The sequence below is a fragment of the Pseudomonas sp. PDM15 genome (assembly GCF_014851565.1).
Lineage (GTDB): Bacteria > Pseudomonadota > Gammaproteobacteria > Pseudomonadales > Pseudomonadaceae > Aquipseudomonas.
On sequence record NZ_JACVAA010000004.1, the window covers coordinates 85,452 to 98,822 of the forward strand.

General features: G+C 61.6%; 15 protein-coding genes. 1 reads left to right on the forward strand and 14 read right to left on the reverse strand.

The features are described from left to right. Positions 1-5: 5 nt before the first annotated feature. The 14 genes from IB232_RS11815 to rpmH form a co-directional block, all read right to left on the reverse strand. Positions 6-542 carry a F0F1 ATP synthase subunit delta gene (locus IB232_RS11815; protein ID WP_137973936.1) on the reverse strand — a complete coding sequence of 179 codons (537 nt, stop codon included), beginning with the start codon at positions 540-542 and terminating at the stop codon, positions 6-8. A 12-nt stretch (positions 543-554) separates the two neighbouring features. Then, on the reverse strand, positions 555-1,025 hold the full coding sequence (locus IB232_RS11820; protein ID WP_137973935.1) for a F0F1 ATP synthase subunit B: 471 nt from the start codon (positions 1,023-1,025) through the stop codon (positions 555-557). 53 nt (positions 1,026-1,078) lie between these two features. After that, entirely contained in the window at positions 1,079-1,336 is a 258-nt protein-coding gene (atpE, locus tag IB232_RS11825; protein ID WP_173210797.1) for a F0F1 ATP synthase subunit C, read from the reverse strand. A gap of 92 nt (positions 1,337-1,428) precedes the next feature. Next, complete coding sequence (atpB, locus tag IB232_RS11830; RefSeq protein ID WP_192398837.1) at positions 1,429-2,298, reverse strand: F0F1 ATP synthase subunit A; 870 nt, start codon at positions 2,296-2,298, stop codon at positions 1,429-1,431. 16 nt (positions 2,299-2,314) lie between these two features. Beyond that, positions 2,315-2,722: a F0F1 ATP synthase subunit I gene (locus IB232_RS11835; protein WP_137973933.1), complete on the reverse strand. Its 408-nt coding sequence runs from the start codon at positions 2,720-2,722 to the stop codon at positions 2,315-2,317. A gap of 154 nt (positions 2,723-2,876) precedes the next feature. Further along, positions 2,877-3,749, reverse strand: coding sequence for a ParB/RepB/Spo0J family partition protein (locus IB232_RS11840; protein WP_192398838.1), 873 nt, complete (start codon positions 3,747-3,749; stop codon positions 2,877-2,879). A gap of 8 nt (positions 3,750-3,757) precedes the next feature. Continuing rightward, positions 3,758-4,546: a ParA family protein gene (locus IB232_RS11845; RefSeq protein ID WP_192398839.1), complete on the reverse strand. Its 789-nt coding sequence runs from the start codon at positions 4,544-4,546 to the stop codon at positions 3,758-3,760. 12 nt (positions 4,547-4,558) lie between these two features. Next, positions 4,559-5,206: a 16S rRNA (guanine(527)-N(7))-methyltransferase RsmG gene (gene rsmG / locus IB232_RS11850; RefSeq protein ID WP_192398840.1), complete on the reverse strand. Its 648-nt coding sequence runs from the start codon at positions 5,204-5,206 to the stop codon at positions 4,559-4,561. Beyond that, a complete protein-coding gene (gene mnmG, locus IB232_RS11855) occupies positions 5,206-7,098 on the reverse strand; it encodes a tRNA uridine-5-carboxymethylaminomethyl(34) synthesis enzyme MnmG (RefSeq protein WP_192398841.1) in 1,893 nt (630 codons plus the stop codon). The genes rsmG and mnmG overlap by 1 nt, the downstream gene beginning before the upstream one ends. A 390-nt stretch (positions 7,099-7,488) precedes the next feature. Next, complete coding sequence (mnmE, locus tag IB232_RS11860; RefSeq protein WP_192398842.1) at positions 7,489-8,856, reverse strand: tRNA uridine-5-carboxymethylaminomethyl(34) synthesis GTPase MnmE; 1,368 nt, start codon at positions 8,854-8,856, stop codon at positions 7,489-7,491. Positions 8,857-8,933: 77 nt separating this feature from the next. Next, positions 8,934-10,604 (reverse strand): membrane protein insertase YidC, encoded by a 1,671-nt coding sequence (gene yidC, locus IB232_RS11865; protein WP_192398843.1) that lies wholly within the window; start codon positions 10,602-10,604, stop codon positions 8,934-8,936. A gap of 3 nt (positions 10,605-10,607) precedes the next feature. Then, the gene (gene yidD / locus IB232_RS11870; protein ID WP_137973926.1) at positions 10,608-10,844 is read right to left on the reverse strand and encodes a membrane protein insertion efficiency factor YidD; all 237 of its coding nucleotides are present in this window, start codon (positions 10,842-10,844) and stop codon (positions 10,608-10,610) included. Further along, entirely contained in the window at positions 10,837-11,232 is a 396-nt protein-coding gene (gene rnpA, locus IB232_RS11875; RefSeq protein WP_192398844.1) for a ribonuclease P protein component, read from the reverse strand. The genes yidD and rnpA overlap by 8 nt, the downstream gene beginning before the upstream one ends. 13 nt (positions 11,233-11,245) lie before the next feature. Further along, positions 11,246-11,380 (reverse strand): 50S ribosomal protein L34, encoded by a 135-nt coding sequence (gene rpmH, locus IB232_RS11880; RefSeq protein ID WP_137973924.1) that lies wholly within the window; start codon positions 11,378-11,380, stop codon positions 11,246-11,248. 528 nt (positions 11,381-11,908) lie between these two features. Here rpmH and dnaA point away from each other — a divergent pair. Continuing rightward, the gene (gene dnaA / locus IB232_RS11885; RefSeq protein WP_192398845.1) at positions 11,909-13,360 is read left to right on the forward strand and encodes a chromosomal replication initiator protein DnaA; all 1,452 of its coding nucleotides are present in this window, start codon (positions 11,909-11,911) and stop codon (positions 13,358-13,360) included. Positions 13,361-13,371: the final 11 nt, after the last annotated feature.

Genomic DNA, 13,371 nt, shown 5'->3' on the forward strand with positions numbered 1-13,371 from the left:
CAAACTCAAGATTTCAACGCTTCGGCCAGTTTCGCGATTTTGCCGCGAACCGAGCCATCGATAACCAGGTCGCCCGCGCGGATCACGACACCACCGATGAGGGAGGAGTCTTCCGTCGCGTGCAGACGCACTTCTCGGCTGAGCCGTGCGCTGAGAACCTTGGCGAGTTTGTCTTGCTGTTCGGTGCTCAATGCGAAGGCACTGGTCACTTCCACGTCTACCGACTTCTCCTGCTCGGCCTTGTACAGCTCGAACTGGGCGGCGATTTCCGGCAACAGATCGAGACGATCGTTTTCGGAGACGACGGAAATGAAGTTACGTGCCTGGGCGTCGAACTTGTCACCACACACTTCATTGAAAGTGGTGGCCTTTTCTGTACTCGTCAGACGCGGGGCCTTGAGCACGCGCTGCATGGTGTCGTCTTGCGACACCGCTGCAGCCAGGCCGAGCATGGCTGACCAGGAGGCCAGTTGCTGGTGGGCCTGAGCGTGCTCGAAAGCTGCCTTGGCGTAAGGTCGGGCCAGCGTGGTCAGTTCTGCCATGATCGCCCTCGCTTAGATTTCGGCGGCCAGTTTGTTAACCAGCTCCGCATGCGCGTTTTGATCGATGGATGCACCCAGGATCTTCTCGGCACCGCCAACGGCCAGGGCACCCACTTGGGCGCGCAGGGCGTCTTTGACGCTGTTCAGTTCCTGTTCGATCTCGGCCTGAGCCTGAGCCTTCACACGGTCAGCTTCGACACGAGCCTGATCACGGGCTTCGTCGACGATCTGAGTACCGCGTTTCTTGGCCTGCTCGATGATTTCAGCAGCCTGGGTTTTGGCTTCACGCAGTTGCTGGGCAACTTTCTCGTGGGCCAGTTCCAGATCGCGAGCCGCACGGTTGGCGGCGTCCAGACCATCGGCGATCTTCTTTTGGCGTTCGCGCAGAGCCGTGATGACCGGAGGCCACACGAACTTCATGCAGAACAGCACGAAAATGAAGAACGCAACGGCCTGGCCAATCAGGGTTGCATTAATGTTCACGCCAGTACCTCGCTCGTTCGTTGTCTATCCAGCTAATCAACTCGAAGAGTTGATTAGGCCGGGATTTGAGCGATGAACGGGTTAGCGAAGGTGAAGAACAGAGCGATACCAACACCGATCATGGTCACGGCGTCCAGCAGACCGGCGACGATGAACATTTTCACCTGCAGCATCGGAACCATTTCCGGCTGACGAGCAGCGCCTTCCAGGAACTTGCCGCCCAGCAGACCGAAGCCAATGGCAGTACCCAGAGCGCCCAGACCGATCAGCAGGGCAACAGCAATCGCGGTGAGACCAACTACAGTTTCCATTTTTCCTCCCGACTTTTTACGTCGTATTGGTTTAGGGGTTTAAGTGAAGCGGTAAAGCGGTTTTCAGCTACCAGAGACGCGCAAGGCGCCTCTTAGTGGTTGTCTTCGTGAGCCATCGACAGGTAGACGATGGTCAACATCATGAAGATGAAGGCCTGCAGGGTGATGATCAGGATGTGGAACACCGCCCACGCCCAGTTCAGCGCCACGCCCAGAGTGCTCAGCAGGAACAGGCCGCTGCCGAACATCACGGCGATCAGGATGAAGATCAGCTCGCCGGCATACATGTTGCCGAACAGACGCAGAGCCAGAGAGATCGGCTTGGCGATCAGGGTGACGAACTCCAGCAGGAAGTTCACCGGGATCAGCAGGATCTGCACGACGATGTTCTTGCTACCGAACGGGTGCAGGGTCAGCTCGCCGAGGAAGCCGCCGATGCCCTTGACCTTGATGCTGTAGAACACAATCAAGGCGAACACCGACAGGGCCATGCCCAGGGTGGCGTTCGGGTCGGTGGTCGGGACCACGCGGAAGAACAGGTGATCGTTGCCGGTGATGGCAGCAGCAGCCATCGGCAGGAAGTCCACCGGCACCAGGTCCATCAGGTTCATCAGGAAGATCCAGACGAAGATGGTCAAGGCCAGAGGGGCGATCAGGTTGTTACGGCCGTGGAAGGTGTCCTTCACGCTGCCGTCGACGAACTCGATCAGTACTTCGACGAAGTTCTGCAGGCCGCCCGGCTGGCCGCTGGTGGCGCGCTTGGCGGCCATGCGGAACAGCAGGATGAACACCAGACCGAGCAGGACGGACCAACCCAGGGTGTCGACGTGGAAGGCCCAGAAGCCCATTTCCTTTGCTTCTTGTGCGGTGTGGGCGAAGCCCCAGTCACCGTTCGGCAGTTTCCCGAAGGTCAGGTTCTGCAGGTGGTGCTGGATATAGCCCGAAGCGGTTTGTTCTGCCATGTTTGCCTCAAACGCTCTAAGGTCTCGAAAGTCTTGTTCTCATCAGCAGCGGAGCGAACCAGCCAACGCTGAGCGCCAGCACGAAGACACCGAACAGAACCGGCGCCTCCAGTGGTTTCACCACTACAAACGTCAGTGCAAACAGCACTGCCGTCAGAATCAGCTTGCCCGCCTCGCCGGCATAAAAGGACCGGACGATGTTCTGGGCGGCCCGGGCCCCGCTGAAGCGGAATGCCTTGTGGGCGAAGTACAGGTTGGGAAGCCAGGCAATCAGCCCCCCGCAGAGTCCCGAATAGGCGCTTACCGGGCCACGCCAGCCATACAGCACGGCAGCGGCCAACAGCATCACGACCAGTTGGGCCAGCAGCACCGGAAAGACCGGTAAACGATGGAAGGGCAGGCGCTTCTGCGTGCGGGCATCCATCTTCGCTGTTCCTCTGAGTCGGCACGTTAAATCAACAACTTGGCATACTTTGTGCCGACAAAATGCGCGCAGAGTATAGGGGCGCTTCCCCACCCATTCAACTGGCCGGTAGCGAATTCCGACCGCCCGCTACATGAGCAATTGTGTCCGGATTTCAGCGGATATGAGCCAGTACGCCCTGCAGTTCATCCAGCGAGTTGTAGCGGATCACCAGTTGGCCCTTGCCCTTCTGCCCATGCTTGATCTGCACCGGGGCCCCTAGCTTCTCGGCCAGGCGCTGTTCCAGACGGTTGATGTCCGGATCGGCCTTGACCTTCTCGGCAGGTTTTTCCTTGCTGTTCAGCCACTGGCGCACCAGTGCTTCGGTTTGGCGCACGGTGAGGCCGCGTGCGACAACATGTCGCGCGCCCTCTACCTGCTGTTCCAGGGGTAGACCGAGCAAGGCGCGGGCATGGCCCATCTCCAGATCGCCATGAGCGAGCAGGGTCTTGATCTCTTCCGGCAGGGCGATCAGACGCAGCAGGTTGGTGATGGTCACCCGCGATTTGCCCACCGCATCGGCGACCTGCTGCTGGGTCAGCTCGAACTCCTGCTGCAGGCGCTGCAGGGCCACAGCTTCCTCGATCGGATTGAGGTCTTCGCGCTGGATGTTCTCGATCAGCGCCATGGCGATGGCGGCTTCGTCCGGCACTTCGCGGACCATGGCCGGAATCTTGTCCAAGCCGGCTTGCTGGCTGGCACGCCAGCGGCGTTCACCGGCGATGATCTCGAAACGACCGCCGCCGATGGGGCGCACCACGATCGGCTGCATCACACCCTGAGCCTTGATCGAGTTGGCCAGCTCTTCCAGGGCGGAAGGGTCCATGTCGCGGCGTGGCTGGTACTTGCCACGCTGGATCAGGTCCAGCGGCAGGTGCTGCAGCTCACGGCTATCGGCCTTGACCGCTTCTTCCTCGAGGACAGCGGCGGTGCTGCCGCCGAGCAGGGCGTCCAGTCCGCGGCCGAGTCCGCGCTTCTTAGTGGCCATGGGATTCCTTATGCGGTTGCGGTTTTCGCGGCGGAGCGCTGGCGGCGTACCAGTTCACCGGCCAGGGCCAGATAGGCGATGGCGCCACGCGATTGCTTGTCGTAGGCCAGTGCCGGCATGCCGAAGCTGGGCGCCTCGGCCAGGCGTACGTTGCGCGGGATGACCACGTCGTACAGCTGCTCGCCGAAGTGCTCCTTGAGCTGGGCGGATACGTCGTTGGTCAGGCTGATGCGCGGGTCGTACATGGTGCGCAGCAGGCCCTCGATCTTCAGAGTCGGGTTGAGCAGCTGGGCGATGCGCTGGATGCTGTTCATCAGGTCGGTCAGACCTTCCAGTGCGTAGTACTCGCACTGCATGGGGATGATCACGCCGTCGGCGGCGACCAGGGCGTTGACCGTCAGCATCGACAGCGCCGGCGGGCAGTCGATGAGGATGTAGTCGTAGTTCTCGCGGATCGGCGCCAGGGCGTAGCGCAGGCGACTCTCCTTCATCTTCATCTCGAGCAGGGCGACTTCGGCGGCGGTGAGGTCGCGGTTGGCCGGCAGCAGTTGGTAACCGCCATGCTCGGAGAACTGCATGGCCTCGCCGACGGTGCTCTCGCCGATCAGCACGTCGTAGATGGAGTGCTCCAAGGCCTGCTTATCCACACCGCTGCCCATGGTGGCGTTGCCCTGGGGATCGAGGTCGATCAGCAGCACGCGGCGCTTGGTCGCGACCAGCGAGGCGGCCAGATTGATGCAGGTGGTGGTCTTGCCGACCCCGCCTTTCTGATTGGCGATCGCGAATACCTTGGCCATCTGTGCTTCCCCCTAGACCGAGCGACGCAGTATCAACAGGTGACGCTGGCCTTGGCAACCGGGAACCTTGAGTACGTCGCAGCTTTGCAGACGGAAGTCCGCCGGCAGGGCCTGTAGCTCGTCGTCGGGTTGCACGCCCTTCATCGCCAGCCAGTGGGTATCGGCGTCACCCAGGTGACGAGTCCAGTTGCTGAAGTCTTCCAGCGAGCTGAAGGCACGCGAGCAGATGCCGGTGAACGGCAGCTGTGGCTGGAACTCCTCGACCCGGCTGTGGACAACTTCCAAGTTGGCCAGCTTGAGCTCCAGCTTCACCTGAGTGAGGAAGCGGGTCTTCTTGCCGTTGGAATCGAGCAGGGTGAAGCGCCGCTCGGGGAACAGGATGGCCAGCGGAATGCCAGGCATGCCGCCGCCGCTGCCGACGTCCAGCCATTTGTCGCCGTGCTGGGCGACGAAGGGCACGACACTGAGGCTGTCGAGCAGATGGCGCGAGACCATCTCGTCCGGGTTGCGCACGGCGGTGAGGTTGTAAGCCTTGTTCCACTTGATCAGCAGGGCCAGGTAACCGAGCAGCTGTTCGTGCTGTTGGGCGCTGAGCGTTACGCCGAGCGTCTGCGCGCCTTGCTCGAGTTCCTCGGCATGGCGTTGGGTGACCACGGACATCAGGCGCTGATCTCCAGGGTTTGGCCGGCGTTGCGCTTCTTCAGATGGATCAGCAACAGGGAAATGGCCGCCGGCGTGACACCGGGGATGCGGCCAGCCTGGCCGAGGGTCTCGGGGCGAGCATTACCCAGCTTGTGCTGGATCTCCTTGGACAGGCCGGAGATGCCGGCATAGTCGATATCGGCCGGCAGCTTGGTGTCCTCGCTGGCACGCAGGCGCTCGATCTCTTCCTGCTGGCGGTCGATATAGCCGGCGTACTTGGTTTTGATCTCGACCTGCTCGGCAACCTGGGTATCCACGGCTGGAGCTTCGGTCACTTCGGCCAGAGCGGCGTAATCGATCTCCGGGCGGGCCAGCAGATTGAGCAGGTTGTACTCATGGGCTAGCGGCGTGCCGAAACGCGCGACGATAGCATCGCCCTGGGGCGTCCCTGGGCGTACCCAGGTGCTCTTCAGGCGCTGTTCTTCCTGGACGATGCCCTCGCGCTTGGCCTCGAAGGTGGCCCAGCGGGTGTCGTCGACCAGGCCCAGCTCACGGCCTTTCTCGGTCAGGCGCAGGTCGGCATTATCCTCGCGCAGGATCAGCCGGTACTCGGCGCGCGAGGTGAACATGCGATAGGGCTCCTGGGTACCCAGGGTGATCAGGTCGTCGACCAGCACGCCGATATAGGCCTCGTCGCGACGCGGACACCAGCTGTCCTTGCCCTGAGCGCGCAGCGCGGCGTTGGCCCCGGCCAGCAGGCCCTGGGCGCCGGCTTCTTCGTAGCCGGTGGTGCCGTTGATCTGCCCGGCGAAGAACAGGCCGCCGATGACCTTGGTCTCCAGGCTGTACTTGAGGTCGCGCGGATCGAAGTAGTCGTACTCGATGGCGTAGCCGGGACGCACGATGTGCGCGTTTTCCATGCCACGGATCGAACGCACGATCTCCAGCTGCACATCGAACGGCAGCGAGGTAGAGATACCGTTGGGGTACAGCTCATGTGTTGTGAGCCCCTCGGGCTCGATAAAGACCTGGTGGCTGTCCTTGTCGGCGAAACGATGGATCTTGTCCTCGATCGACGGGCAGTAACGCGGGCCGATGCCTTCGATCACCCCGGAATACATCGGCGAGCGATCGAGGTTGCTGGCGATGATCTCGTGGGTGCGCGCATTGGTGTGGGTCATCCAGCAGCTGATCTGCCGCGGATGCATGTCCTTGTTACCGAGGAAGGACATCACCGGAATCGGCGTGTCGCCTGGCTGCTCGGTCATCACCGAGAAGTCCACCGAACGGCCATCGATACGCGGTGGTGTGCCGGTCTTCAGGCGACCGACGCGCAGCGGCAGCTCACGCAGGCGCTTGGCCAGGGCGATCGAGGGTGGATCACCGGCACGGCCGCCGGAGTAGTTCTGCAGACCGATGTGGATAAGTCCGCCGAGAAAGGTGCCGGTGGTCAGCACCACGTTGCCGGCCATGAAGCGCAGGCCCATCTGGGTGACCACGCCCTTGACCTGATCCTGCTCGACGATCAGGTCGTCGGCGGCCTGCTGGAATATCCACAGGTTGGGCTGGTTTTCCAGGATCTCGCGAATCGCCGCCTTGTACAGCACGCGGTCGGCCTGGGCGCGGGTGGCGCGTACGGCCGGGCCCTTGCGGCTGTTGAGCACGCGGAACTGGATGCCGCCCTTGTCGGTGGCCAGCGCCATGGCGCCGCCGAGGGCATCGATTTCCTTGACCAGATGGCTCTTGCCGATACCGCCGATGGCTGGGTTGCAGCTCATCTGGCCGAGGGTTTCCACATTGTGGGTCAGCAGCAGGGTCTTCACGCCCATGCGTGCGGCTGCCAGCGCAGCCTCGGTACCGGCATGGCCGCCGCCGATCACGATCACGTCAAAACGGGAAGGGAAGTCCACCACGCACCTCGTGCCTGTAGAGAAAGGGGGATTGGAAAAAGGGGTGGCAAGTATAGGGAGTTGGCCTCCCCGAATGAAGCCTTCTGCACAAAAAATAGCCAGGCAGGGATCTTTCAGGAAAATAGAGAATAAAAGAGAGAAATCTTATAAAGCCTAGTTTTTATGTTTATGTATGGAGAAGCGCTTTTCTGTGGATAGATATCTACAGCCTTCATATACCAAGGTCTGCAGCGATGTATAAGGCTGTGCCATTCCTGGCCCTATCCGCTGGGCAAGCTGGAGAACACCTGTGGATGAAAACGCACTTTATACACAGACGGTTTTGCCAACCCCTTATCACCAGGCTTATCGACTGGGCTCAGGCGTTGTTTTCCACAGGGCTCAGGAGGCTTATTTGCCGATGCAGAAACTGGAGAAGATGCGTCCGAGCAGGTCGTCCGAGCTGAAGGCACCGGTGATTTCACCCAAGGCCTGTTGCGCCTGACGCAGATCTTCGGCCAACAGCTCGCCGGCGCCCATCAGGGTCAGCTGGTTACGTCCATGCTCGAGGCTGGCCTGGGCCTGGCGCAGTGCTTCGAGGTGGCGACGGCGGGCGCTGAAGCCACTCTCGGCGGTCTGTTCGAAGCCCATGCAGGCCTTCAGATGCTCGCGTAGCAGGTCCAGGCCTTCCGTCGATTTGGCCGACAGGGCGATGGTCACATGACCATCCGTGCTGGTTTCCAGGGCAACGGCCTCGGCGGACAGGTCAGCCTTGTTGCGGATCAGGGTGACCCGTGCCGGATCGGGTCTGCTGTCGAGGAACTCCGGCCACAGGGCAAAGGGATCGGCCGCCTCGGGTGCAGTGGAGTCCACTACCAGCAGCACTCGATCTGCCTCGCCGATGGCCTTGAGCGCACGCTCCACGCCGATACGCTCGACCTGGTCATCGGTGTCGCGCAGGCCGGCGGTGTCCACCACGTGCAGCGGCATGCCGTCGATGTGGATATGTTCGCGCAGCACGTCGCGGGTGGTGCCGGCGATATCGGTGACGATGGCCGCCTCGCGCCCGGCCAGGGCGTTGAGCAGGCTGGACTTGCCAGCGTTGGGCCGGCCGGCGATGACCACGTTCATGCCGTCGCGCAGCAGGGCACCCTGGCCGGCTTCACGAATGACTGTGGATAAGTAGTCGCGCACACCATCGAGTTGGCTCAGTACATGGCCGTCGGCGAGGAAGTCGATCTCTTCCTCGGGGAAGTCGATGGCGGCTTCCACGTAGATGCGCAGCTGGATCAGGCGCTCGGTCAGCTCGTGCACCCGGCGAGAGAACTCGCCCTGCAGCGAGCGCAGGGCATTGCGCGCAGCCTGGGTCGAGCTGGCCTCGATCAGATCAGCGATGGCCTCGGCCTGCGCCAGGTCGAGCTTGTCGTTGAGGAAGGCGCGCTCACTGAATTCACCGGGCCGTGCTTGGCGTGCGCCGAGTTGTAGGCAACGCTGCAGCAGCATGTCCAGCACCACCGGGCCGCCATGGCCCTGTAGTTCCAGCACGTCTTCACCAGTGAAGGAATGTGGGCCGGGAAAGAACAGCAGCAGGCCCTGGTCGATCACCTGGCCATCGCCGTCGTGCCAGGCACCGTAGTGCGCGTGGCGCGGCTTGGGCTGCAGATCGCCGAGGCTGATGCCTATGGCCCGCGCCTGCGGCCCGGAGACCCGCACTATGCCGACTCCTCCGCGACCCTGGGCGGTGGCGACGGCGGCGATGGTTTCACGAGCGCTGGTCATTGCAGTTTCTCGACTGTGGATATCTTGCGGATAGCAAAACGCCCCACGAGGGGGCGTCTTGTGCAGCTTCAGCGGACTCAGGCTTTCGCCGTCGCGGCCTCGATCTGGCGGGTAATGTACCACTGCTGGGCAATGGACAGGACGTTGTTGACTACCCAGTACAGCACCAGACCGGCAGGGAACCAGAGGAAGAAGAAGGTGAAGATGATCGGCATCAGCTTCATCACCTTGGCCTGCATGGGGTCCGGCGGCGTCGGGTTCAGACGCTGCTGGATGAACATGGTGGCGCCCATGATGATCGGCAGCAGGAAGAACGGATCCTTGATCGACAGGTCGGTGATCCAGCCCAGCCACGGGGCCTGACGCATCTCGACGCTTTCCAGCAGTACCCAATAGAGGGCCAGGAACACTGGCATCTGCACCAGGATCGGCAGGCAGCCACCGAGCGGGTTGATCTTCTCCTTCTTGTACAGCTCCATCATCGCCTGGGACATCTTCTGGCGATCGTCGCCGTGCTGTTCCTTCAGCGCGGCCAGCTTCGGCGACACGGCGCGCATGCGGGCCATGGAGCGGTAGCTGGCGGCGGATAGCGGGAAGAACGCCAGTTTGATGATGATGGTCAGGACGATGATCGACCACCCCCAGTTACCGAGCAGGTTGTGGATATGTTCCAGCAGCCAGAAGATCGGTTGGGCGATGAACCACAGGATGCCGTAGTCGACGGTCAGTTCCAGGCCTGGGGACAGCTGCTTCAGGTGTTCCTGGATCTTCGGACCGGCATACAGGACGGCACCGGTTTCGGCGCTGGCACCGGCGGCGACACTCAGCTGCGGGCCGGTGAAGCCAATGATGTAATTGCCCTGGCTGTCCTTGCGGGTCTGGACGCTGTTGCTGTCGTCTTTGTCGGCGACCCAGGCGGTGACAAAGTAGTGCTGCAGCCAGGCGACCCAGCCACCCTGCACGGTTTCGCGCAGGTTCTTGTCGTCCATGTCGCCCATCTTGACCTTTTTGTAAGGCTCTTCGGCGGTCCACAGGGCGGCGCCCAGATAGGTGGCGGTGCCGGTGGCGGTGGTGGACGAAGGGTCGGCGCTGTTGTCGCGCTTCAGCTGGGCGTAGAAGTTGCCGCTCCAGGCCTGGCCACTCTGGTTGTCGACCTTGTAGGTGACGCCCAGGTCGTATTGGCCGCGCTCGAAGCTGAAGCGTTTGACGTAGTTGACGCCGGCTTCGCTGTACTTCAGCTCGACCATCAGATGGTCCTGACCTTCGGCCAGTTCATAGCTGCGCTTGTCGCTGCTCCACAGGGCACGGCCGCTGGATTTGTCCGGGGCGTTGCTGCCGATCAGACCGCTCTGTGCCAGATAGGTACGCTCGCCGCCGTTGTCGAACAGCTGGAACGGTACTTCCGGATGATCCTGACGACGCGGGTACTTCGGCAGGGTCAGCTGGACGATATCGCCACCCTTCGGATCGATGGCCAGTTCCAGGACATCGGTCTTCACGCGGATCAGTTCGTCACTGACTGCGGCCGGCGCGGCGAGCTGCGGGTTGGCCTCGCCATTGGCGGTCGGCACGTCGTCCGCGGCATTGCTGGTCGGAACGTCCGGCAGGTCCGTGGCGGGTTTGCCGCTGACGGTAGCGCTGGCACTGGCCGGAATGGCGGCCTGGCCGTAGTCCTCGTTCCACTGCAGAACCATCAGGTAGGACACGATGGCCAGGGCGACGAGCAGGATCGAGCGTTGGATATCCATGGATTACTCGGTCATCGAAGGGGAGGAAGGGGGCGGAACCGGGTCATAACCACCGGGATTCCAGGGGTGGCAGCGGCCCAGGCGACGCAGGCCGAGCCAACCGCCATGCAACACGCCATGGGTCTCGATGGCCTGTTGCATGTAGCAGGAGCAGCTGGGGTAGAAGCGACAGTGACTGGCCATCAAGGGGCTGATGGCGTAGCGGTAGAACTGGATCGGAAGGATCGCCAGTTTACGCATGGGGGCTGTCGCTTACCCCGGGAGGTGCGGCGTCGGGACGCTGTTTGGCAAGGCGTTTCCAGAGTTTGCCGAACTGCTGATGCAGTTCCGGGTTGTCCAGATCGCCAAGGCCTTTGCGTGCCACCACGACAATGTCCATACCAGCCAGCAACTCCTGGTTGAGCCGGAAGGAGTCCCGGATCAGGCGTTTCAGACGGTTGCGCTCGACGGAGAGCTTGACGCTTTTCTTGCCGATCACCAGCCCCAGGCGGGGATGGTCGAGATCGTTGGCACGCGCGAGGAGCAGGACGTTCTTGCCAGGTGCCTTGCCGCTCGGTGAGTCGAAAACTGCCTTGAAGTGCCGGGGGGTTAGCAGGCGCTTTTCCCGACTGAAGTCTCGACTCACCATCCGTTCCGGTTTATCAGACGGTCAGACGCTTGCGGCCCTTGGCGCGACGACGCGACAGGACGGCACGGCCGTTCTTGGTGGCCATGCGAGCGCGGAAACCATGGGTGCGAGCGCGCTTGAGGGTGCTGGGTTGGAAAGTGCGTTTCATGGTGATCTACCTGGATGGTTCGAAGGGGCCGGAAATGGCCCCCGTTTAAAGAGACCGGCGATTCTAGTGAAACCGAGGCCTCAGGTCAATTTCCAACCAGCCTGGAATGTATAAAGAAGATAAAAGGAAAGAAATTCTTTAAAGAGCTTGTACTGATAGAACTTAATAGAGGCCCTCCAGGCTGTGGAGAAGTCGTTGCAGGGCACGTCCGGCAAGACCTTCAGGGAAGGATAAGGCTGTCGGCAAGCGGTGCGCTGGATGTTCGCAGCAGGTGCACGGCCTGTGCAGGAAATGCTGTTTTACCCACAGATGGCTTTTCCACGGTGTTACGCCCAGGCTTTTACCCAGCCTCCAGTTACCTTTATCCACAGCTTTTCAGGGATTCATCTGGGAAGACTGGAAACATAAATAAATCCTTGATTTTACTCGGTTGAAATCGCGGATTCGTGTGGATAACTCGGGGGCTACGGGGCTACAATGCTGGCTGATTTTTAGCTTCGCCGACCGTAGCGATCCCAGGGGATATCAGTGTCCGTAGAACTTTGGCAGCAGTGTGTGGAGCTGCTTCGCGACGAGTTGCCTGCCCAACAATTCAATACCTGGATTCGCCCCTTGCAGGTGGAGTCCGCTGGCGACGAGTTGCGCGTCTATGCGCCCAACCGCTTCGTGCTCGACTGGGTCAACGAGAAGTACATGGTGCGCCTGCTTGAGCTACTGGCCGAGCGTGCCAATGGCCTGGCCCCGGCGCTCTCGCTGCTGATTGGCAGCAAGCGCAGTGCCGCTCCGCGCATGGCGGCGCCGGCGCCCTCTCCTTCTATTAATAGTGCGCCAGTGGCTGCGACTCCCGTGACGGTGATTGACGAGCCGCCGAGCAGCGACCCGCTGGCCGTTGTCGCGCCGACACCTGCCCCCAGTCGCCCGACGGAGCGCACCGTGCAGGTGGAAGGTGCGCTCAAGCACACCAGCTACCTGAACCGCACCTTCACCTTCGAGAACTTCGTCGAGGGCAAGTCCAACCAGATGGCCCGCGCCGCGGCCTGGCAGGTGGCGGACAACCTCAAGCACGGCTACAACCCGCTTTTCCTCTACGGCGGCGTCGGCCTGGGCAAGACCCACCTGATGCACGCGGTGGGCAACCACCTGCTGAAGAAGAACCCCAACGCCAAGGTCGTGTACCTGCACTCCGAGCGCTTCGTCGCCGACATGGTCAAGGCACTGCAGCTAAACGCAATCAACGAGTTCAAGCGTTTCTACCGTTCGGTGGACGCGCTGCTGATCGACGATATCCAGTTCTTCGCCAAGAAGGAGCGCTCCCAGGAGGAGTTCTTCCACACCTTCAATGCCCTGCTCGAAGGCGGCCAACAGGTGATTCTCACCAGTGACCGCTATCCGAAGGAAATCGAAGGCCTGGAAGAGCGCCTGAAGTCGCGCTTCGGCTGGGGCCTGACGGTGGCGGTCGAGCCGCCGGAACTGGAGACCCGCGTCGCTATCCTGATGAAGAAGGCCGAGCAGACCAAGGTCGATCTGCCGCATGACGCCGCCTTCTTCATTGCCCAGCGTATCCGCTCCAACGTGCGTGAGTTGGAAGGCGCGCTGAAACGGGTGATCGCTCACTCGCACTTCACCAACCAGCCGATCAGCATCGAGCTGATCCGCGAGTCGCTGAAGGATCTGCTGGCCCTGCAGGACAAGCTGGTGAGCGTGGACAATATCCAGCGCACCGTGGCCGAGTATTACAAGATCAAGATCGCCGATCTGCTCTCCAAGCGGCGCTCCCGTTCTGTGGCACGGCCACGTCAGGTGGCCATGGCGCTGTCCAAGGAACTGACCAACCACAGCCTGCCGGAAATCGGTGATGCTTTTGGCGGAAGAGACCACACCACAGTGCTGCACGCCTGTCGTAAGATTGCAGAATTGCGCGAAGCCGACGCGGATATCCGCGAGGACTACAAGAACCTGCTGCGCACCCTGACCACCTGATACGCAGCCCA